The organism is Streptomyces sp. AC558_RSS880 (assembly GCF_019049255.1).
In the GTDB taxonomy this organism is placed as follows: Bacteria; Actinomycetota; Actinomycetes; order Streptomycetales; family Streptomycetaceae; genus Streptomyces.
The window spans coordinates 1-20,570 of sequence record NZ_JAGMUJ010000062.1 but is presented as its reverse complement, the minus strand read 5'-3'; the positions used below and the strand labels follow the sequence as shown (position 1 = coordinate 20,570).

The following is a 20,570-nucleotide window of genomic DNA, read 5'->3' as shown; positions in this document are numbered from 1 at the left end:
TGGTACTGCAGGGGGGACCCTGTGGGAGAGTAGGACGCCGCCGAACAATTCTTCGGGAAAACCCCGCACCGTATGGTGCGGGGTTTTCTGCGTTTCAGAGGGCAGCGGGCCCTCGAAATCCCGACCGAAATCCCGACCCGCCGCCCCCGTGAATCACAGACGCCCAGCCGCCTTCAAAGCCAGATACGCGTCCGCGAGTGCCGGCGCCAGTTCTTCCGGAGTCGCGTCCACGACCGTGACGCCACGGCGGCGGAGTTGTTCCGCGGTGCGGTCGCGTTCCGTGTGAGCCTGGGCTGCTGCCGCTGCCTCGTACACCGCGTCGGTGTTTCCGCGTGCCTTGGCCATCCTGGCGATGTGCGGGTCCGCCACCGAGGCAAGGACAACCGTGTGGCGCTGGGTCAGCTGGGCCAGGACGGGCAGCAGCCCCTCCTCGATGGGAGCGGCGTCCAGGGTCGTGAGCAGCACGATCAGCGACCGGCGGGGCGCCGTACGGAGTGCCGTCGCTGTCAGACCCCGGGCGTCGGTTTCGACGAGCTCGGGTTCGAGGGTGGCCATGGCGTTGACGAGGGACGGGAGCACGTCGCCCGCCGTACGGCCCTGGACGAGGGCGCGCAGGCGGCGGTCGTAGGCCAGGAGGTCGACGCGGTCGCCGGCACGGGAGGCGAGGGCCCCGAGGAGCAGGGCCGCGTCCAGGGAGGCGTCCAGGCGGGGAGCGTCGCCGACGCGGCCCGCGGAGGTGCGGCCGGTGTCGAGGACCAGCAGGATGTGACGGTCGCGTTCGGGACGCCAGGTGCGTACCGCGACCGCGGACTGGCGGGCGGTGGCGCGCCAGTCGATGGAGCGGGTGTCGTCGCCGGGGACGTACTCGCGCAGGCTGTCGAACTCCGTTCCCTCGCCTCGGGTAAGGACGCTTGTGCGGCCGTCCAGTTCGCGCAGCCGGGCCAGTTTGGACGGCAGGTGTTTGCGGCTGGTGAAGGGCGGGAGGACGCGTACCGCCCATGGGACCTTGTGGGTGCCCTGGCGGGCGAAGAGGCCGAGGGGGCCGTAGGAGCGGATGGTGACGCGGTCGGCGTGGCGGTCGCCGCGGCGGGTGGGGCGCAGGCGGGTCGTGATGCGCCGGCGTTCACCCGGGGGGATCGTCAGGCGGTGGCGGGAGGCCGTCACCTCCGTGCCGGGCTGCCAGCTGCTGGGGGGCCAGGCGTCGCGGATGCGGGCGCGCAACGGGCGGCCGGACGAGTTGGTGATCGTCAGGGTGACGTCGGCGGTGTCGCCCAGGCGTACCGAGGTGTCGCCGGAGCGGGTCAGGCCGAGGCGGCGTACGGGGGCGGCCAGGGCGAAGTCGCAGGCACAGGCCATGGCCAGGGGGGCATTGACGGCGAGGATGCCGGCCCAGCCGGGTTCCCAGAGGCCGACGGGCAGGGAGCCGAGGGCCGCGAGCAGGGCGGCGCGTCCGGTGAGTGCCATCAGCGGGGGACGGGGACGTGGGCGAGGATCGCGTTGATGACCGAGTCGGTCGTGACGCCTTCCATCTCGGCCTCCGGGCGGAGCTGGACGCGGTGGCGGAGCGTGGGCAGGGCGAGGGCCTTCACGTCGTCGGGGATGACGTAGTCGCGGCCGGTCAGCCAGGCCCACGCGCGGGCGGTGGCCAGGAGCGCGGTGGCGCCTCGGGGGGAGACGCCGAGGGTGAGGGACGGCGACTCGCGGGTGGCGCGACAGATGTCCACGACGTAGGCGGTGATCTCGGGGGAGACCGTCGTTTCGGCGACCGCGCGGCGGGCGGCTTCCAGGTCGGCGGCGTTCGCGACGGGGCGTACACCGGCGGCGCGCAGGTCGCGCGGGTTGAAGCCCCCGGCGTGGCGGGTGAGGACGTCGATCTCGTCCTGGCGGGAGGGCAGGGGGATGGTCAGTTTGAGGAGGAAGCGGTCCAGCTGGGCTTCGGGGAGGGGGTAGGTGCCCTCGTACTCGACCGGGTTCTGGGTCGCGGCGACCAGGAAGGGGTCGGGCAGGGGGCGGGGGGTGCCGTCGACCGTGACCTGGCGCTCCTCCATGGCCTCCAGGAGGGAGGACTGGGTCTTCGGGGGTGTGCGGTTGATCTCGTCCGCGAGGAGGAGGTTGGTGAAGACCGGGCCGGGCTGGAAGGAGAACTCGGCGGTGCGGGCGTCGTAGACCAGGGAGCCGGTGATGTCGCTCGGCATCAGGTCGGGGGTGAACTGGACGCGCTTGGTGTCGAGTTCGAGGGCGGCCGCCAAGGCGCGGACGAGGAGGGTCTTGGCGACGCCGGGGACGCCTTCGAGGAGGACGTGGCCGCGGCAGAGCAGGGCGACGACGAGGCCGGTCACCGCGGGATCCTGGCCGACCACGGCCTTGGCGATCTCGGCGCGCAGGGCCTCCAGGGAGGCCCGGGCGGCGGCCGGGTCCCCGGTGTGCGCGGCGTTGTCAGTGGTCGGGTCCATCATGGACGGCGTACCTCTCTTTCGAGGGCGTCGAGGTGGTCGGCGAGCTGGATGAGTGCGGCGTCGTCGCCCGGGGGCGGGCCGAAGAGGAGGGTGTGCAGGGACTGTCCGTCGCCCTGGAGGTGGGCGGACAGCGCGGGGAGCAGGGCCTCGGGCGCGTGTGCCTGGGAGACGGGGATGCCTACGAGGGGGGCGAGGCGCGTGCGGGTGGTGGAGCGAAGAGAGGTGGCCGCGCGGTCGCGGGCGTTCGCCTTGCGGTAGAGGCGGGCGCGGCCTTCGACGGTTTCGGAGGCGCGGATCGCCACGGGGAGTTTCTCGGGTACCAGGGGGCCGAGTCGGCGTGCCCGCCAGAGGGCGGCCAAGGCTGCCGCGATGAAGAGTTGCAGGGTGCCCCACAGCCAGCCGGAGGGGAGCAGGTCGAAGAAGCCTCGCGCGTCCTCTTCGGAGGCGGCGGAGGCGTCGGCGAGCGAGGGGAGGTACCAGACCAGATGAGGGCGGGAGCCGAGGAGTTGGAGGGCGAGCGAGGCGTTGCCGTGCTCGTCGAGGCGGTCGTTGAGGAGGATGTCGGGTGCGCCGAGGAGGACGGTGTCGCCGTCGCCGGAGGGGGCCGGGATGCGCAGCAGGGTGGCGAGGCGCTCGCTGGGGTAGCACTCGTCGGCGGTGAGGTGGGTGGTGGTGTAGCGGATGCCGCCCAGGTCGGCGGTGCCCGCGCGGCGGGCGGCGGGCAGGTCGCAGTCGGGGGAGAGGGTGGAGTCGAAGCTGGTGGCCGGGTCGGCGGTGACGCCGGGGGCGAGCCGTTCGACGGAGGCGCTGCCGGAGGAGACCAGGACGGTGCGGCCGCCGGATTCGGCGGTGGCGGAGTGCAGCCGGGACTGCTGCGGTGCGGTCAGCAGGTCGGGGACGGCGACCAGGAGGGTCGTTTCGGGGCCGGCCGCGGCGGTGGCCTCGTCGAGGGTGGTGACCACGCGGGTGTCCACGCCGCGGTCGGCGAGGAGTTCGGCGACGGCGCGGCTGCCGTAGGGGTCGGCGGAGCGCGGGTCGAGTTCGCCGTGCCGGGTGTCGGAGCGGATCACGGCGATGGCGACGGCCGCCGCGAGCAGCAGTACCAGCGCCAGGGTGATGCCTCGTGCACGGGTCCACACCTGGCGTGCGGTGGGCGAGGCCGAGGTGGGCGGGAGCGTGACCTCGGTCGTCATCCGGCGGCTCCCCGGTGGGCGTTGGCGTCCGTGCTGTGGGTGCTGCCGCCGTCCGCGAGTTGTGGTTTGGTGCGTTCCAGGTCGCGGTCGAGTTCGGCGAGCTGCCGGTACGACTGTTCCGTGGCGGCCCGGCCGCCGTATGTGACGTCGTCGAAGGCACGGGCGGCGGTGTGCAGCCGGGCGGTGTGGGCGGGCAGGGCGCGGCCGGCCTCCGCGGCGGCCTCGTCGGCGGTGCGGCCGGGGCGGGCGTCGAGCAGGGCGCGTTCCTCCAGGGCGCGGACGACGGCCCGCATGCGTTCCTGGACGGCCTGGTTCCAGTGGCCCTGGGCGGCGTGCGCCTCGGCGGCCGCGCGGTGTTCGGCGGCGCTGCGGGGGCGGTCGTCGAACAGGGCGGGGGCCGAGGTCGGCCCGCGGCGCGGGGTGCCCAGGCGCCACCACAGGGCGCCCAGGACGGCGATCACGGCCGCGATGATGACGATCAGGCCGAGTGTGCCGCCGGGTGTCGCGGTGGAGGCGGCGCCGAACAGCTTGTCGACCCATTCCCAGAAGGTGTCGAGGGCCTGCTGGAACCAGCTGGGGTCGTTCTCGTGGTACATGCCTTTGGACAGTTCGCGCCGGGCCGCCTCCCGCGCGGGGTCGCGCGGGAGGGTGACGGGCGGCTCGTCGTCGCCGCGCAGCAGCAGGTGTACGGCTGTGTCGGCGGCCGCGGGCAGCGCCTGTACGGATGTGAGAACTCCCCCCGTGGCGGTCACGCCATCAGCTCCCCGGGGTGGTGCCGGGGCCGTAGCCCTGGACGCCTGCGGCGCGGGCCAGTTCGAGGTCGAGGGCCTCGCGGCGGATGCGCTGGTCGACGTAGAGGAGCACGGTGACGCCGGCCGTGATCGGGAACGTGATCATGGAGCCGATGACCGAGCCGATGCCGCTGACGATGAGGAACGTCCAGCCGATGTCGCCGCCGGCGCTGTTGAGGAAACCGGTGACGCCGTCCCCGCTGAGGGCCGAGGCGAGGAAGGTGAACGGGATGACGATGATCGACGCGACGACGTTCGCGATGATCGTCGCGAGCAACTGGATGCCGAAGACCCGCCACCAGGATCCGCGCACCAGTTTGGCGGAGCGGCTCATCGCCTTCACGATGCCCTGCTTCTCCAGCATCAGCGTGGGCGAGGCCAGCGACAGGCGGATCATGAGCCACAGGGTGACGACAGTGGCGCCGACCAGGCCCAGGACGGTGAGCGCGACGCCCACGTCGCTGCCCGCGGCGAGGGTGACGAGGAAGCCGGGCAGCGCGCCGACGGCCATGATGCCGACGGTGATGAGCAGCAGCAGGCAGATCAGACCGAACAGCTTGACGATCTGGGGGCGGGCGTCACGCCAGGCCTCGCCGGTGGTGACCGGCTTGCCGAGTACCGCGCGGCTGGTGACGGTCGTGAGCAGGGCGGTGGCGGCGACGGTGCCGACCAGGGTGACCAGGAAGACCACGCCGGAGTTGAGCAGGGCGTCGCCCATGGCGTCGGTCAGTTCGCCGAGGGTGGCGCTGGGGTCGTTGAGGACCGCGGTGCTGGAGGTGTCCAGGGCGAGGCCCTGGAGCAGCACGACGACGATCTCGGTGAGGACGGCGACGGTCAGCGAGATGCCGAGGACCGTGCGCCAATAGGTGCGCATGGTGGAGACGGCGCCGTCGAGGATCTCGCCCACGCCGAGCGGGCGGAGCGGGATGACGCCGGGCTTGGCCGCGGGCGGGGGGCCTCCCCAACCGCCGCCCCAGTTGCCTCCCCAGGCGCCGTATCCACCGGGTCCGCCGGGGCCTGTGTGGCCGCCGCCGTAACCGCCGGGGCCGGCGGGCGGCGGGGTGCCCCAGCCCGGGCCGGGCGACGGGGGCGGAGGGGCCTGGCCGGGGCCCGTGGGGCCGGGCGGGCCGGTGGGCGCGGACCACTGGCCGGGTGGTGGCTGTTCCTTCGACCACTTCACGCCCGGGTCCTGGGGAGCCGGGCCGGGCTGCCGGGGCTGGTCGGCGGGGTGCTGGGGGCCTGGACGGTCGGCGGGCTCGGCAGGGCCGGACGCGCCCGGTTCCTGCCCTTCGGACGGGGCGGATCCGGGCGAGGCCCAGCCCGGAGTGTCGTTCATCGTCGCTCCTTCACGGTGCCCGTCCGCGGTCGCGGCGGCGGCTTGGCTGCCATCGTGCCATGGGGTGGTCATCAACTGACCTGCCGAGGTGAGGGCTGCGCACCTTCAATTGTCCGCGCGACAGGGGGCAGACTGGCCGCATGGCTGATCAGTACGCGCACAGCGGCGACAACACACGGCCGACCGAGATTCCGGCACTGCGCTGGGAAGAGCCACCCGAAGGTCCCGTCCTGGTCCTGCTCGACCAGACGAGGCTGCCGGCCGAGGAGGTCGAACTCGTCTGTACGGATGCGCCGGCGCTGGTGGAGGCGATCCGCTCGCTCGCCGTGCGCGGTGCTCCTCTGCTGGGCATCGCGGGAGCCTACGGCGTCGCGCTCGCCGCCGTACGGGGCTTCGACGTGGACGACGCGGCGGCGGCGCTGGAGAGCGCCCGGCCCACCGCGGTGAACCTCGCCGTCGGCGTGCGCCGTGCACACTCCGCCCACCAGGCCGTCCTCGCCCGTGGCGGGGACGCCGGGCAGGCGGCCGGGGCCGCGCTGGCCGCGGCACGGCAGCTGCACCGGGAGGACGCCGAGGCCAGTGCCCGGATGGCCGAGCACGGGCTGACGTTCCTCGACGAGCTGCTGCCCGGCGGCGGGCACCGGGTCCTCACGCACTGCAACACCGGTTCGCTGGTGTCGGGCGGCGAGGGGACGGCGTTCGCGGTGGCGCTGGCGGCGCACCGGGCGGGGCGGCTTCGGCGCCTGTGGGTGGACGAAACGCGTCCGTTGCTGCAAGGTGCTCGCCTGACGGCATACGAGGCGGCCCGCAGCGGCATGGCGTACACCCTGCTCACCGACAACGCGGCGGGATCGCTGTTCGCGGCGGGCGAGGTGGACGCGGTGCTCATCGGTGCGGACCGCATCGCGGCCGACGGATCGGTGGCGAACAAGGTGGGGAGCTATCCGCTCGCGGTGCTCGCGCGGTACCACCATGTGCCGTTCATCGTGGTGGCACCGGTGACGACGGTGGACTTGGGGACGCCGAACGGGGCGTCCATCGAGGTCGAGCAGCGCCCCGGGCATGAGGTGACGGAGATCACGGCACCGCAGGTGCCGGTGGCCGGAACGGAAGCGGGAGGGGGGATTCCGGTGGCACCTCTGGGGACCCAGGCGTACAACCCGGCGTTCGACGTGACACCGCCGGAGCTGGTGACGGCGATCGTCACCGAAGAGGGTGCCGTTTCGCCCGTGACAGCCGGGGCTCTGGCCGCGCTGTGTGCCAGGTCACGCCAGGTAACGATTAGCTAATGGGATGATGTCGTTTATGAAGGGACGAGTCCTTGTCGTCGACGACGACAGCGCACTGGCCGAGATGCTCGGCATCGTGCTGCGCGGTGAAGGTTTTGAGCCGTCTTTCGTAGCCGACGGTGACAAGGCGCTCGCCGCCTTTCGCGAGGCCAAGCCCGATCTGGTGCTCCTGGACCTGATGCTGCCCGGCCGGGACGGCATCGAGGTGTGCCGCCTGATCAGGGCGGAGTCCGGGGTGCCGATCGTGATGCTCACGGCGAAGAGCGACACCGTCGATGTCGTGGTGGGCCTGGAGTCCGGGGCCGACGACTACATCGTGAAGCCGTTCAAGCCGAAGGAGCTGGTGGCCCGTATCCGGGCGCGGCTGCGCAGGTCGGAGGAGCCGGCGCCGGAGCAGCTCGCCATCGGTGACCTGGTGATCGACGTGGCCGGGCACTCCGTGAAGCGGGACGGGCAGTCGATCGCGCTGACGCCGCTGGAGTTCGACCTGCTGGTCGCGCTCGCCCGCAAGCCGTGGCAGGTGTTCACGCGTGAGGTGCTGCTTGAGCAGGTCTGGGGCTACCGCCACGCGGCGGACACCCGGCTGGTGAACGTGCATGTGCAGCGGCTGCGCTCCAAGGTCGAGAAGGACCCGGAGAAGCCGGAGATCGTGGTGACCGTCCGTGGTGTCGGATACAAGGCAGGACCGAGCTGACATGTCCGGGGACAGTGCCGCTTCGGCGCCCGGCCGGTCCGGGGGCCGTCCGGGGCGGCCTGTCGGCCGGAAGACCTCGGGCTCCCGCTGGGGGCGCCTGCTCGACAGCGGGCTGCTGCAGGGCGGGGTCCAGGGCAGCCCGGTGATCCGGTTGTTCGTGCGCTGGGTGCGCCGGCCGCTGCTGCCCGTCATGCGGCTGTGGCGGCGCAACATCCAGCTCAAGGTCGTCGTCACCACGCTGCTGATGTCGCTGGGCGTGGTCCTGCTGCTGGGCTTCGTCGTCATCGGCCAGGTGCGCAACGGTCTGCTGGACGCCAAGGTGAAGGCGTCGCAGAGCCAGGCCACCGGCGGGTTCGCGGTGGCCAAACAGCAGGCCGAGGAGGCCGTGAGCGTCACGGGCGGCGACGGCACCGCGGTGGACGGTCGTCCCTCGCAGAGCGTCATCCAGTGGATGAGCGACCTCGTGGAGTCGCTCTCCAGTGGTGGACAGGGCGCCTTCGACGTGGTGACCCTGCCCGCGGGCGACGAGAGCGGCAGTGGGCGCGGACCGCGCGCCTCCGGTGAGGTCAATCCGACGGTCAGTGTGCCCGCGGACCTGCGGGAGCGGATCGACTCCAGCACCTCGGCGGCCCAGAGTTACACGCGCGTCGTCTACAACGACGAGAAGGAGTCCCAGCCCGCCCTGGTCATCGGCAAGCAGGTCAACGACCCCAACAGCGACCCGTACCAGCTGTACTACCTCTTCCCGCTCACCCAGGAGGAGAAGTCGCTGAGCCTCGTCAAGGGCACCTTGGCGACCGCCGGGCTGTTCGTCGTCGTACTCCTCGGGGCGATCGCCTGGCTCGTGGTGCGCCAGGTCGTCACGCCGGTGCGGATGGCGGCCGGGATCGCCGAGCGGCTGTCCGCGGGGCGGCTGCAGGAACGTATGAAGGTCACCGGCGAGGACGACATCGCGCGGCTCGGCGAGGCGTTCAACAAGATGGCGCAGAACCTCCAGCTGAAGATCAACCAGCTCGAGGACCTGTCGCGGATGCAGCGCCGGTTCGTGTCGGACGTGTCGCACGAGCTGCGGACGCCGCTGACGACCGTGCGGATGGCCGCGGACGTCATCCACGAGGCGCGCGAGGACTTCGATCCGGTGACCGCGCGGTCGGCGGAGCTGCTCGCCGACCAGCTGGACCGGTTCGAGTCGCTGCTCGCGGACCTGCTGGAGATCAGCCGCTTCGACGCGGGCGCGGCGGCGCTGGAGGCGGAGCCGATAGACCTGCGCGAGGTCGTACGGCGGGTGGTCAGCGGGGCGGAGCCGCTCGCCGAGCGCAAGGGCACGCGGATCAGGATCGTCGGCGACCAGCAGCCCGTCGTCGCCGAGGCCGACGCGCGGCGCGTGGAGCGCGTGCTGCGCAACCTGGTCGTCAACGCGGTGGAGCACGGCGAGGGCAGGGACGTCGTCGTCAAGCTCGCCGCGGCCGGCGGGGCGGTGGCGGTGGCGGTGCGCGACTACGGCGTCGGGCTCAAGCCCGGTGAGGCGACCCGGGTCTTCAGCCGCTTCTGGCGGGCCGACCCGGCACGCGCGCGTACCACCGGCGGTACGGGGCTGGGGCTGTCCATCGCCCTGGAGGACGCGCGGCTGCACGGCGGCTGGCTCCAGGCGTGGGGCGAGCCGGGCGGCGGCTCGCAGTTCCGGCTGACGCTGCCCAGGACCGCGGACGAGCCGCTGAGGGGGTCGCCGATACCGCTGGAGCCCAAGGACTCGCGGCGCGACCGCGGACCGGACGCCGCCGGTCTGCCGCCCGACGGCGGGGACGGCGAGAAGCGCGCGACGGTGTCGGCGCGGCAGGCGGGCACCGACGGGTCGGCGCGGGCGGCGCGGGATCCGTTCGCGCTGAGGCCGGCGCCCGCCACCCCGACGGCCGACCCCACCGCACTGCCCGGCAACGGCGCACGCGTGGTGGCCCGGCCCACCCCGCCGGCACGAACGGGCAGTACGCGGATGACATCCGGGGCGCAGAACGGGCCCCAGGGCGACGACGAGTTCCCGGAGGCCGGCGGCGGTTCCGCGGGACGGCCGGACGACGGGCACGACGGGGACGCGGCGGCTTCCGCCGCGCGCGGCGACGGTTCGGGGCCGGGCGCGGCCGATGGGCGTGACCGGGATCCGGAGGCCGGCCGGGAGCCGGAGAGCGGGGCCGGGGCGGCCGGTGGCGAGGGCGGTCGGAGTGAGGCACGGGATATGGACCGGGACGGGGAGGCTTCGCGTGGGCGGCGGTGAGCGCGGCCGGGGGGTGCCGGTGCGGACGGTGGCGTACGCCGCCAGTGGGGTCGTCCTGCTGGCCGGGTGCGCCTCGATGCCCGACAGCGGGGACCTGCGGGGCGTGGAGTCGACGCCGCGACAGGACGCGCAGGTGCGGGTGTTCGCCATGCCGCCCAGTGAGGACGCCACCCCCACGCAGATCGTGCAGGGCTTCCTGGAGGCGCTGACCAGTGACGACCCCGACTACAAGACCGCGCGCCAGTACCTGACCCGCGAGGCGGCGAAGACCTGGAAGCCGGAGCTGTCCACCACCGTGCTGGCGAACGGGCCGGGTGCCCAGGCCGACAGCCCGGACCAGCAGGACACCGGTTCCCTGTCCTACACGCTGACCGGGACCAAGGTCGCCATGGTGGACGCGCAGCAGTCGTACGCGCCGGCCTCCGGGTCCTACGACGAGCTGGTGCATCTCACGAAGGACGCCAAGACCGAGCAGTGGCGCATCGACGCGGTGCCGCAGGGTGTCGTCATGGGCAAGTCGGACTTCCAGCGCAACTACATGTCCGTCAACAAGTACTACTTCGCCTCGGACGACGCGGGATCGCCGCCGATGACGGTCGCCGACCCCGTCTACGTGCGCAGTCACGTGGACCCCACGACCCAGATGGTGCGTTCCCTCATCGAAGGGCCCACGACCTGGCTGGACCCCGCCGTCAGGACCGGCTTCCCCGCGGGGACGGCGTTGCGGAAGGGCGCCGGCCCGCTGACCCCGGACGACCGGGGCAGGCTGATCGTGCCGCTCAACGACAAGGCGGCCGAGGTCGGCACCGGCCGGTGCGAGGAGATGGCGGCCCAGCTGCTGTTCACGCTGCGCACGCTCAGCCCCGCGGTGGACGAGGTCGAACTGCGGGCCGACGGCGGGCAGCTGTGCTCGCTCGCCCAGGAGGGCGCCGAGACCGTGGCCACCCGGGGCGCGCTGGGCCGGCTCGACCACCTGTACTTCGTCGACGACAAGCGCCGGCTCGTGCGGCTCACCGCGGGCAGCAGCGACACCGAGCCCGCGCCGGTGCCCGGGGCGCTGGGCGAGGGCGAGAAGGCGCTGCGGTCGGTGGCGGTCGCCCGGGACGAGCGGACCGCGGCCGGGGTCGCCATCGACGGCAAGTCGCTGTTCGTCTCCTCGCTGGTGTCGGGGAGTTCCCTCGGGGAGCCCGTGCTGAGCAGCACGGGCAAGACCGAGGAGGACAGGCTGACCACGCCCAGCTGGGACGCGCAGGGTGGACTGTGGGTGGCCGACAGCGACCCCGCCGACCCGCGGCTGTACCTCCTGGAGGAGGGCGAGGACGAGCCGGTCCAGGTGCGGACGCCGGGACTGGACGGCCGGGTGCGGGCGGTCCGGGTGGCCGCGGACGGGGTGCGGATCGCGCTCGTCGTGGAGAAGGACGACCGGCGTTCCCTGATGGTCGGGCGGATCGACCGGAGCGGTGGGACGGACGAGCGGCCGACGGTCACCGTGCTGGACCCGCGCTCCGCGACGCCGGAGCTGGAGCACGTCACGGCCATGTCCTGGGCCGGGGACAGCCGGCTCGTGGTGGTCGGACGCGAGCAGGGAGGGGTGGAGCAGATGAAGTACGTCGAGGTCGACGGTTCCACACCGGACGTGCCGCCGCCCGCCGCCCTGACCGGGGTCAAGGCCGTCACCGCCTCCGAGGACGAACAGGTGCCGCTGATGGCCTACTCGGTGGACGGGATCGTACGGCTGCCCTCGGGGGCGCAGTGGCAGAGGGTGACGGAGGGAACCGCGCCGGTCTATCCGGGGTGAGCCGGGCCGGCCGGTCCCGACCCGTCCCCCGGGTTATCCACAGGGGTGGCCGGGTGCGGAGGGCGTTGGCACAGTGGTCCCATGCGGGACTGGTGGCAGGACCTCGCCGATCTGGTGCTCCCGGCCGAGTGCGGCGGCTGCGGCAGGCCTCGTACGGTGCTCTGCGCCTGGTGCCGTACGGAGCTGAGCGGGGCCGTGCCGTGCCGGGTGCGGCCGGTGCCCGAGCCGGCCGGGCTGCCGGCGGTGCACGCGGCGGCCCGGTACGCGGACGAGGTGCGCGCCACGCTGCTGGCGCACAAGGAGCGGGGTGCCCTGGCCCTCTCCGGGCCGCTCGGCGAGGCGCTGGCGGGAGCGGTGCGGGCGGGGCTGGGAGCGGTCCGTGCGCCGTGTGCGGGCGGCCGCCCGGTGCTGCTCGTCCCCGTGCCCTCCGCGCGGCGGGCGGTGCGGGCGCGCGGGCACGATCCCGCGCGGCGGATCGCGTACGCGGCGGCGGGTGAGCTGAGGCGGGCGGGGGTACCCGCACGAGTGCTTCCCGCGCTGCGGCAGCGACGGGACGTGGCCGATCAGTCGGGGCTCGACTCCCGGCAGCGGCTGGCCAATCTCGCGGGCGCGCTGACGGTGGCCCCGGGCTGTGGCCGGCTGCTCTCGGCAGGCCGGGTCGTCCTGGTCGACGACCTGATGACGACCGGGGCGTCGCTGGCCGAGGCCGCGCGTGCCGTACGGGCGCGGTCGTGGGCCGAGTCGCCGGACCGGGGCGTCGGATCGAGTATTTCAATGCCCGCGTCCGTGTACTGGGGGGAGACGTGGGAAGGGAGAGGAGAACAGCGGAACGGACCAGCTCAACAGAGGGCGGGTCGGCGGCCCGGACGGCCGCCGGTCACGGCGGGCGCGGGCAGCGCCGACGGGATCATCGACGGGATGTGCGCGGCCGTCGTCGCGGCGTCTCCGGACGCTTTCGAAATAAACCGGAACTGATTGAGAACGTGCGTCGTTGCAGGTAATGAGAGGGTCAATTCACCAGAATGGAGGTATGGCGCGAGAGAGGGTGACGACATCCGTCCGGGCGAGATATGTTCGGTTGTGAGGGAAAGCCGCAGGCCACACCTCTCGAATCCGATTGCCGTGCTGCGGGTTTTTCGTTATCACCCGTGCCGGTGGAGTGGAGATCTCGCCCATGGGGGAGGAGGTGGACGTCACCGAGTCCGAGGTTCCGGGCGTCACCGGAACTTGGTGCAAAAGGGAGACGCTCCGCACCGAGGCGGAGTGATCCGGGAACGGAGTTCTGCGTGGACATCGTCGTCAAGGGCCGCAAGACCGAGGTGCCCGAGCGGTTCCGGAAGCACGTGGCCGAGAAGCTGAACCTGGAGAAGATCCAGAAGCTCGATGGCAAGGTGATCAGCCTCGACGTCGAGGTGTCCAAGGAGCCCAACCCCCGACAGGCCGACCGCAGTGACCGGGTGGAGATCACGCTCCGCTCCCGCGGTCCGGTGATCCGGGCGGAGGCAGCGGCGAGCGATCCGTACGCGGCGCTCGACCTGGCAGCGGAGAAACTGGACGCCCGGCTGCGCAAGCAGCACGACAAGCGTTTCTCGCGGCGCGGTGCGCGCAGGATCTCGGCGGCCGAGGTCCCCGACCACGTCCCGGGCGCGGCGACACTCAACGGGGCCGGCGCGGGCTCCGTCACGGAAGAGCGGGAAGCCGTTCCCACCAAGAAGATCGGCTCCCTGGAAGTCCAGGGCGACGGACCCCTGATCGTCCGTGAGAAGACCCACGTGGCGGCGCCCATGACCCTCGATCAGGCTCTCTACGAAATGGAGCTGGTCGGGCACGACTTCTATCTGTTCATCGACTCCGAGACCAAGGAGCCCAGCGTCGTCTACCGGCGGCACGCCTACGACTACGGTGTGATCCACCTCAGCACGGACACGATGGTCACCCAGACGCAGTCCCCCGAGGCGGGCGGGACGCTCGGCGGCTGACCCGCCGCGTGACGGCCGAGCCGGTGCCCCTGGTGCGCGTGTGCGCCCCCAGGGGCACCGGTGTGCGACCGCTGGGCGCACACACCGGCACTCCGGTGTCGGCGGGGCATGGAATCATGGTTGCAACGGCCCAACCGGTGGGCCGTTGCCTTGGGTTGGCAATGGTCAGGACCACAGGCCACAGCCTTCAGGGGGAGGAACGATGGCGGACAGCTTCGGACCGATGCGTGACGAGGATGCCGACGGCGGCGTCGTCGGCATGGGCCCGGACGCGGACACTCCACGCAAGGAGCCGATCAGAGTCCTTGTGGTGGACGACCACGCGCTGTTCCGCCGCGGACTGGAGATCGTGCTCAAGGCCGAGGAGGACATCCAGGTCGTCGGCGAGGCGGGAGACGGCGCCGAGGCGGTGGAGAAGGCGGCCGACCTGCTGCCCGACATCGTCCTGATGGACGTGCGGATGCCCAAGCGGGGCGGGATCGAGGCGTGCACCTCCATCAAGGAGGTCGCCCCCAGCGCGAAGATCATCATGCTGACGATCAGCGATGAGGAGGCCGATCTCTACGACGCCATCAAGGCGGGCGCGACCGGTTATCTCCTCAAGGAGATCTCCACGGACGAGGTGGCCACCGCCATTCGCGCGGTGGCCGACGGGCAGTCGCAGATCAGCCCGTCCATGGCGTCGAAACTGCTCACCGAGTTCAAGTCGATGATCCAGCGCACCGACGAGCGCCGACTGGTGCCCGCGCCCCGGCTGACGGACCGTGAACTCGAAGTCCTCAAGCTGGTGGCCACGGGAATGAACAACCGCGACATCGCCAAGGAACTGTTCATCTCCGAGAACACCGTGAAGAACCACGTGCGCAACATCCTGGAGAAGCTCCAGCTGCATTCCAGGATGGAAGCGGTGGTCTACGCGATGCGGGAGAAGATCCTCGAGATCCGGTGACGGCACCCCGCGTCAGGCCAGGGCCCGGGCGAGCTCCAGGGTGAGGGCCTCGCGCAGCTCCGGTACGTCGACCCGCTCCACGCGCACGTCCGTGCAGTCCACCCAGCCCGCCGCCTCCACCAGGGCCTGGACCACGGCGGGGACCGCCTTGCGGCCGTCCAGCGTGACCTGCTTGGCCACCAGCGTGCGGCCCTCACGGGCCGGGTCGACCCGGCCGACGAGCCGGCCGCCCGCGAGGACGGGCATCGCGAAATAGCCGTGCACCCGCTTGGGCTTGGGCACGTAGGCCTCCAGCCGGTGGGTGAAGCCGAAGATCCGCTCCGTGCGCGCCCGTTCCCAGACCAGGGAGTCGAACGGGGACAGCAGCGTCGTACGGTGCCGGCCGCGCGGCGGTGTCGCCAGGGCCGCCGGATCGGCCCAGGCCGGCTTGGACCAGCCCTCCACCGTGACCGGGACCAGGCCCGAGTCGTCGATCACCGCGTCGACCTGCTCACCCCTGAGGCGGTGGTAGTCGGCGATGTCCGCGCGCGTGCCCACACCGAGGGACCGGCCGGCCAGGCGGACCAGACGGCGCAGGCACTCGGCGTCGTCCAGCTCGTCGTGCAGCAACTGAGCGGGGATCGCCCGCTCGGCGAGGTCGTAGACCCGCTTCCAGCCGCGGCGCTCGACACACACCACCTCGCCGTACATCAGGGCGCGCTCGACGGCGACCTTGGTGCCGGACCAGTCCCACCACTCGCTGGTGCGCTTGGCACCGCCCAGCTCCGTGGCCGTCAGGGGGCCCTCCGCGCGGAGCTGCTTGATCACCTGGTCGTAGGTGCCGTCGGGGAGGTCGTGGTTCCAGAGCGGGCGGGCGCGGTAGGCGCGGCGGCGGAAGGCGAAGTGGGGCCACTCCTCGACGGGGAGGACGCACGCGGCGTGCGACCAGTACTCGAACGCGTGCGGCGGCTGGTCCGCCTGCTTCCAGTACGCCTCCTCCACGGTCCGGCGCCCCACGGCGCCCAGACGGGCGTACGGGATGAGCTCGTGGGAGCGGGCGAGGACGGAGATGGTGTCGAGCTGCACCGCGCCCAGGTGGCGGAGGACGCCCCGGACACCCGAGCGGCGGTCCGGGGCGCCGAGGAACCCCTGGGCCCGCAGGACGATGCGGCGGGCCTCGTCTGCCGTCAGTTCCGTGGTGGGACGCGGAAGGGTCGTCATGCGTCCGAACGATAGAGGGCGGCACTGACAACGGCGGTGGGCCCGGGCTCACCCCCGCCCGGGAACGTAGGGCGCCGTGGAGGGAAGTCCCAGGTCGGACGGGAGCAGGGAACCCACCCAGCAGTCCCGCAGCACTCCCTTGTTGCTGAGCGAGGAACGCAGGACGCCCTCGATGGTGAAGCCCGCGCGCTCCGCCACCGCGCGGGAGGCGACGTTGCCCACCTCCGCGCGCCACTCCACGCGGTCGACCGACATCCGGGTGAAGGCCCAGCGGGAGGCGGCGAGGGCGGCCTCGGTGATGTAGCCGTTGCCGCGGTGCTCCTTCGCGCCCCAGAAGCCGATCTCGCCCGTCCCCAGGGAGCGCATGGTGATGCCGAGCATGCCCGTGAGCTCCCCGGTGGGCAGGAAGACGCCGAAGGTGAACATCGAACCGTCGGCCCAGCCGTCGGGCACGATCTGCTCCGTGAAACCCCGCGCGTGCTCGGGCAGGTACGGGGAGGGGATCGTGGTCCAGCGCTGGATGTCCGGGTCCTGGCAGATCGCGTACACGGTGTCGGTCTCCTGCGGGCCGACCGTGCGCAGCAGGAGGCGGTCGGTGGTGAGCGTGACGGGTTCCATCGGCCGATTCTGCTCGCGCGGGGTGAACGGCGCCATCCCTTTCGCGGTGCGTGAGGTGATGATCACCCTTCGCGTAATTCGCCGGTGTGAGGCGGCACCATCCGAGCGGCCCGGACGTTGTCCTTTCTGAGGCAGCCGTGAAACGGATAGGAAGCAGCCGACGGTCACCCTCGCGGCAGGCCTCCCGGCGTGGCGGGGTCCTCGCATACGATGGCCGTTGCTCAGTCAGTGAAATGGAAACCGACCGTCCCAGGCCCGACCGGCAAGGAGACCAACCCCCGTGTCCGTCCTCTCGAAGATCATGCGTGCAGGCGAAGGCAAGATCCTGCGCAAGCTGCACCGCATCGCGGACCAGGTCAACTCCATCGAAGAGGACTTCGAAGGCCTCTCCGACGCCGAGCTGCGGGCCCTCACCGATGAGTACAAGCAGCGGTACGCCGACGGTGAGAGCCTGGACGACCTGCTCCCCGAGGCGTACGCCACCGTCCGCGAGGCCGCCAGACGCGTCCTGGGCCAGCGGCACTACGACGTCCAGATCATGGGCGGCGCCGCCCTGCACATGGGCTACGTGGCCGAGATGAAGACCGGTGAGGGCAAGACCCTCGTCGGCACCCTGCCCGCGTATCTGAACGCCCTGTCCGGTGAGGGCGTCCACATCATCACGGTCAACGACTACCTGGCCGAGCGCGACTCCGAGATGATGGGCCGCGTCCACCGCTTCCTCGGCCTGAGCGTCGGCTGCATCCTCGCCAACATGACGCCGGCCCAGCGCCGCGAGCAGTACGCCTGCGACATCACCTACGGCACGAACAACGAGTTCGGCTTCGACTACCTGCGCGACAACATGGCGTGGTCCAAGGAGGAGCTCGTCCAGCGCGGGCACAACTTCGCCATCGTCGACGAGGTCGACTCCATCCTCATCGACGAGGCCCGTACGCCGCTGATCATCTCCGGCCCGGCCGACCAGGCCACCAAGTGGTACGGCGACTTCGCCAAGTTGGTCAAGCGCCTCAAGCGCGGTGAGCCCGGCAACCCGCTCAAGGGCATCGAGGAGACCGGCGACTACGAGGTCGACGAGAAGAAGCGCACGGTCGCCATCCACGAGTCCGGTGTCGCCAAGGTCGAGGACTGGCTGGGCATCGACAACCTGTACGAGTCGGTGAACACCCCGCTGGTGGGCTACCTGAACAACGCCATCAAGGCCAAGGAGCTCTTCAAGAAGGACAAGGACTACGTCATCATCGATGACGAAGTCATGATCGTGGACGAGCACACCGGCCGTATCCTCGCCGGCCGCCGCTACAACGAGGGCATGCACCAGGCCATCGAGGCGAAGGAAGCGGTGCCGATCAAGGACGAGAACCAGACGCTCGCCACGATCACGCTGCAGAACTTCTTCCGCCTCTACAAGCGCCACGACCACGACGGCAAGGAGCAGCCGGGCCTGTCCGGCATGACCGGTACGGCGATGACCGAGGCCGCCGAGTTCCACCAGATCTACAAGCTCGGCGTGGTGCCCATCCCGACCAACCGGCCGATGGTCCGCAAGGACCAGTCGGACCTGATCTACCGCACCGAGGTCGCCAAGTTCGAGGCGGTCGTCGACGACATCGAGGAGAAGCACCGCAAGGGTCAGCCGATCCTCGTCGGCACGACCTCGGTGGAGAAGTCCGAGTACCTCTCGCAGCAGCTCAGCAAGCGCGGCATCCAGCACGAGGTGCTGAACGCCAAGCACCACGAGCGGGAGGCGCAGATCGTCGCCCAGGCCGGCCGCAAGGGCAGTGTCACCGTGGCCACCAACATGGCCGGCCGTGGTACGGACATCAAGCTCGGCGGCAACCCCGAGGACCTCGCCGAGGCGGAGCTGCGCCAGCGCGGTCTCGACCCCGAGGAGCACATCGAGGAGTGGGCGCACGCCCTGCCCGAGGCCCTCGAGCGGGCCGAGGCGGCGGTCAAGGCCGAGAAGGAAGAGGTCGAGAAGAGCGGCGGCCTGTACGTCCTCGGCACCGAGCGGCACGAGTCGCGGCGCATCGACAACCAGCTGCGCGGTCGTTCCGGCCGTCAGGGCGACCCGGGTGAGTCCCGCTTCTACCTCTCGCTCGGTGACGACCTGATGCGGCTGTTCAAGGCGCAGATGGTCGAGCGCGTGATGTCCATGGCGAACGTGCCGGACGACGTGCCGATCGAGAACAAGATGGTCACGCGCGCGATCGCGTCCGCGCAGTCGCAGGTGGAGACGCAGAACTTCGAGACGCGTAAGAACGTCCTGAAGTACGACGAGGTCCTCAACCGGCAGCGTGAGGTCATCTACGGCGAGCGGCGCCGTGTCCTGGAGGGCGAGGACCTGCAGGAGCAGATCCAGCACTTCATGGACGACACGATCGAGGCCTACGTCCAGGCGGAGACCGCCGAGGGCTTCCCCGAGGACTGGGACCTGGACCGGCTGTGGGGCGCGTTCAAGCAGCTGTACCCGGTGAGCGTCACCATCGAGGAGCTGGAGGAGGCGGCCGGCGACCGGGCCGGGCTGACGGCCGAGTTCATCTCCGAGTCCATCTCGGACGACATCCGCGCGCAGTACGAGGCCCGTGAGGCGCAGCTCGGTTCCGAGATCATGCGTGAGCTGGAGCGCCGGGTCGTGCTGTCGGTCCTGGACCGCAAGTGGCGTGAGCACCTCTACGAGATGGACTACCTCCAGGAGGGCATCGGCCTGCGCGCGATGGCGCAGAAGGACCCGCTGGTCGAGTACCAGCGCGAGGGCTTCGACATGTTCACCGCGATGATGGACGGCATCAAGGAGGAGTCCGTCGGCTACCTGTTCAACCTGGAGGTCCAGGTCGAGCAGCAGGTCGAGGAGGTGCCGGTCGAGGAGGCCAAGCCGGTCGCCGACCTGGAGAAGAAGGACGCGGTGCCCGCGCAGGCGGGGCCCCGCCCGGAGATCCGCGCGAAGGGGCTCGACGCCCCGCAGCGGCGGAACCTGCACTTCTCCGCGCCGACGGTGGACGGCGAGGGCGGCACCATCGAGGGCGACTTCGCCACCGACGACGAGCCGGTGCGCTCCGAGGCGGACGGCCTCACGCGCGCGGAGCGCCGCAAGCAGGCGAAGAGCGGGCGTCGCCGCAAGAAGTGAGCGTCGCTCCCCGAGGAGCGGCTGTGAGCAGCCCGAGGGCCGGGCACCCCAGGGTGCCCGGCCCTCGGGCGTTGCCCGCGCGGGTCCTCAGCGGGTGTGCGAGCGGGTCCTCAGCGGGTGCGCGGGCGGGGGCCGCCCAGCTCCACCGCGGTGCAGCGCCAGCGCAGGTCCCGGCCCTGTTCCAGCCGGAAGGCCATGGCGCGCAGCCTGTCCCCGGCCCCGATCCGGGCGAACGCCTCGATGGCGCCCTCGCGCGGCTCGAACCAGCCGATGTCCCGTACGACGGGGCGGACACCCCGGGTACGCAGGGGTCCGCGCTCGGCGAGCAGCACGAGCTCGTCGTAGGCCCGGCCGGCGGTGTGCCGCAGCATGGCGTGCACGGGACGCTGGCCGCTGAGGACGGCGAGGAGCAGCTCGGCGAAGCGGTCGGTGGGGCGGGGCTGGGGGACCGCGGAGCGGCGGGGGGTCTCTTGTGCCGTACCGGAGGCGCCCGGGGGCGAGATCCCGGCCGGGGGCCGCGCGGCAGCGGCGGGAACGGCCCGCGAGGCCCGGACGGAGGCCGCCTCGTCGGCGGACAGGGGCCTTCGGCGCCCGGTCGCGGGGGCCGGGGTGCCGGCGGGGCGTCGGCGCCGGCCCGTGCGGGTCGGCGGGCGGTTGTCGGTGGGGCGGGTGGAAGCGGAGGCGGGGGACGGGCGGTCCTTTCCGCCGGGGGACGTGGCGGCAGCGGGGCCCCGCGCGGGGACGCGGGGCGGGGTGGTGCCGGTGGGGGACGGCAGGCTTCCGCCGGGGGACGAGACGGGTACGGCCCTTCCCGCGGGCGGACGAGGCGCGATGGCGGCGGGGGAGGGGTGGCCTCCGTCAGGGGCTGGGG

The 20,570-nt window shown here is 72.0% G+C and carries 16 protein-coding genes; 8 read left to right on the top strand and 8 right to left on the bottom strand.

The window, feature by feature from the left end; genetic code table 11:
• Nucleotides 1–153: 153 nt before the first annotated feature.
• The 5 genes from KUM38_RS21935 to KUM38_RS21915 are packed head-to-tail and all read right to left on the bottom strand — an operon-like array spanning nucleotide 154 to nucleotide 5,776.
• Complete coding sequence (locus tag KUM38_RS21935; protein ID WP_217131132.1) at nucleotides 154–1,464, bottom strand: DUF58 domain-containing protein; 1,311 nt, start codon at nucleotides 1,462–1,464, stop codon at nucleotides 154–156.
• A complete protein-coding gene (locus KUM38_RS21930) occupies nucleotides 1,464–2,453 on the bottom strand; it encodes a MoxR family ATPase (protein WP_217131138.1) in 990 nt (329 codons plus the stop codon). The genes KUM38_RS21935 and KUM38_RS21930 overlap by 1 nt, the downstream gene beginning before the upstream one ends.
• On the bottom strand, nucleotides 2,453–3,649 hold the full coding sequence (locus tag KUM38_RS21925) for a DUF4350 domain-containing protein (RefSeq protein WP_217131131.1): 1,197 nt from the start codon (nucleotides 3,647–3,649) through the stop codon (nucleotides 2,453–2,455). Before KUM38_RS21925 ends, KUM38_RS21930 begins: the two co-directional genes overlap by 1 nt.
• Nucleotides 3,646–4,401: a DUF4129 domain-containing protein gene (locus KUM38_RS21920; protein WP_217131129.1), complete on the bottom strand. Its 756-nt coding sequence runs from the start codon at nucleotides 4,399–4,401 to the stop codon at nucleotides 3,646–3,648. Before KUM38_RS21920 ends, KUM38_RS21925 begins: the two co-directional genes overlap by 4 nt.
• Nucleotides 4,402–4,405: 4 nt before the next feature.
• Nucleotides 4,406–5,776 (bottom strand): glycerophosphoryl diester phosphodiesterase membrane domain-containing protein, encoded by a 1,371-nt coding sequence (locus KUM38_RS21915; RefSeq protein WP_217131127.1) that lies wholly within the window; start codon nucleotides 5,774–5,776, stop codon nucleotides 4,406–4,408.
• A 140-nt stretch (nucleotides 5,777–5,916) separates the two neighbouring features.
• On the opposite strand from KUM38_RS21915, the gene mtnA reads away from it, so the two are divergent.
• The 7 genes from mtnA to KUM38_RS21880 all read left to right on the top strand — a co-directional run bounded on the left by mtnA (nucleotide 5,917) and on the right by KUM38_RS21880 (nucleotide 14,754).
• Nucleotides 5,917–7,065 carry an S-methyl-5-thioribose-1-phosphate isomerase gene (gene mtnA, locus KUM38_RS21910; protein WP_217131125.1) on the top strand — a complete coding sequence of 383 codons (1,149 nt, stop codon included), beginning with the start codon at nucleotides 5,917–5,919 and terminating at the stop codon, nucleotides 7,063–7,065.
• Nucleotides 7,066–7,069: 4 nt separating this feature from the next.
• Nucleotides 7,070–7,759 carry a two-component system response regulator MtrA gene (gene mtrA / locus KUM38_RS21905; protein WP_004930665.1) on the top strand — a complete coding sequence of 230 codons (690 nt, stop codon included), beginning with the start codon at nucleotides 7,070–7,072 and terminating at the stop codon, nucleotides 7,757–7,759.
• Nucleotide 7,760: 1 nt separating this feature from the next.
• Complete coding sequence (gene mtrB / locus KUM38_RS21900) at nucleotides 7,761–10,028, top strand: MtrAB system histidine kinase MtrB (RefSeq protein ID WP_217131123.1); 2,268 nt, start codon at nucleotides 7,761–7,763, stop codon at nucleotides 10,026–10,028.
• Nucleotides 10,015–11,826, top strand: coding sequence for an LpqB family beta-propeller domain-containing protein (locus KUM38_RS21895; RefSeq protein ID WP_374227064.1), 1,812 nt, complete (start codon nucleotides 10,015–10,017; stop codon nucleotides 11,824–11,826). The genes mtrB and KUM38_RS21895 overlap by 14 nt, the downstream gene beginning before the upstream one ends.
• A gap of 81 nt (nucleotides 11,827–11,907) precedes the next feature.
• Nucleotides 11,908–12,801 carry a ComF family protein gene (locus tag KUM38_RS21890; RefSeq protein ID WP_217131122.1) on the top strand — a complete coding sequence of 298 codons (894 nt, stop codon included), beginning with the start codon at nucleotides 11,908–11,910 and terminating at the stop codon, nucleotides 12,799–12,801.
• Nucleotides 12,802–13,112: 311 nt separating this feature from the next.
• Nucleotides 13,113–13,805 (top strand): ribosome hibernation-promoting factor, HPF/YfiA family, encoded by a 693-nt coding sequence (gene hpf / locus KUM38_RS21885; protein WP_217131121.1) that lies wholly within the window; start codon nucleotides 13,113–13,115, stop codon nucleotides 13,803–13,805.
• Between the two features lie 202 nt (nucleotides 13,806–14,007).
• Nucleotides 14,008–14,754 (top strand): response regulator transcription factor, encoded by a 747-nt coding sequence (locus KUM38_RS21880; RefSeq protein WP_217131119.1) that lies wholly within the window; start codon nucleotides 14,008–14,010, stop codon nucleotides 14,752–14,754.
• 12 nt (nucleotides 14,755–14,766) lie between these two features.
• Here KUM38_RS21880 and KUM38_RS21875 read toward each other — a convergent pair whose 3' ends face one another.
• On the bottom strand, nucleotides 14,767–15,954 hold the full coding sequence (locus tag KUM38_RS21875) for a winged helix-turn-helix domain-containing protein (RefSeq protein ID WP_217131118.1): 1,188 nt from the start codon (nucleotides 15,952–15,954) through the stop codon (nucleotides 14,767–14,769).
• 48 nt (nucleotides 15,955–16,002) lie between these two features.
• The gene (locus KUM38_RS21870) at nucleotides 16,003–16,572 is read right to left on the bottom strand and encodes a GNAT family N-acetyltransferase (RefSeq protein ID WP_217131116.1); all 570 of its coding nucleotides are present in this window, start codon (nucleotides 16,570–16,572) and stop codon (nucleotides 16,003–16,005) included.
• A 280-nt stretch (nucleotides 16,573–16,852) separates the two neighbouring features.
• Between KUM38_RS21870 and secA the strand changes: the two genes are divergently transcribed.
• On the top strand, nucleotides 16,853–19,699 hold the full coding sequence (gene secA / locus KUM38_RS21865; protein ID WP_217131115.1) for a preprotein translocase subunit SecA: 2,847 nt from the start codon (nucleotides 16,853–16,855) through the stop codon (nucleotides 19,697–19,699).
• Nucleotides 19,700–19,809: 110 nt separating this feature from the next.
• Here secA and KUM38_RS42000 read toward each other — a convergent pair whose 3' ends face one another.
• Nucleotides 19,810–20,532, bottom strand: coding sequence for an Rv3235 family protein (locus KUM38_RS42000; protein WP_374227065.1), 723 nt, complete (start codon nucleotides 20,530–20,532; stop codon nucleotides 19,810–19,812).
• Nucleotides 20,533–20,570: the final 38 nt, after the last annotated feature.

Bases quoted from the DNA above. Each gene is read 5' to 3' on its own strand.
- KUM38_RS21935 (WP_217131132.1), bottom strand. From the start codon at position 1,464: ATGGCACTCACCGGACGCGCCGCCCTGCTCGCGGCCCTCGGCTCCCTG.
- KUM38_RS21925 (WP_217131131.1), bottom strand. From the start codon at position 3,649: ATGACGACCGAGGTCACGCTCCCGCCCACCTCGGCCTCGCCCACCGCA.
- KUM38_RS21890 (WP_217131122.1), top strand. From the start codon at position 11,908: ATGCGGGACTGGTGGCAGGACCTCGCCGATCTGGTGCTCCCGGCCGAG.
- KUM38_RS21870 (WP_217131116.1), bottom strand. From the start codon at position 16,572: ATGGAACCCGTCACGCTCACCACCGACCGCCTCCTGCTGCGCACGGTC.
- mtnA (WP_217131125.1), top strand. From the start codon at position 5,917: ATGGCTGATCAGTACGCGCACAGCGGCGACAACACACGGCCGACCGAG.
- mtrB (WP_217131123.1), top strand. From the start codon at position 7,761: ATGTCCGGGGACAGTGCCGCTTCGGCGCCCGGCCGGTCCGGGGGCCGT.
- KUM38_RS21875 (WP_217131118.1), bottom strand. From the start codon at position 15,954: ATGACGACCCTTCCGCGTCCCACCACGGAACTGACGGCAGACGAGGCC.
- mtrA (WP_004930665.1), top strand. From the start codon at position 7,070: ATGATGTCGTTTATGAAGGGACGAGTCCTTGTCGTCGACGACGACAGC.
- KUM38_RS21915 (WP_217131127.1), bottom strand. From the start codon at position 5,776: ATGAACGACACTCCGGGCTGGGCCTCGCCCGGATCCGCCCCGTCCGAA.
- KUM38_RS21930 (WP_217131138.1), bottom strand. From the start codon at position 2,453: ATGGACCCGACCACTGACAACGCCGCGCACACCGGGGACCCGGCCGCC.
- KUM38_RS21880 (WP_217131119.1), top strand. From the start codon at position 14,008: ATGGCGGACAGCTTCGGACCGATGCGTGACGAGGATGCCGACGGCGGC.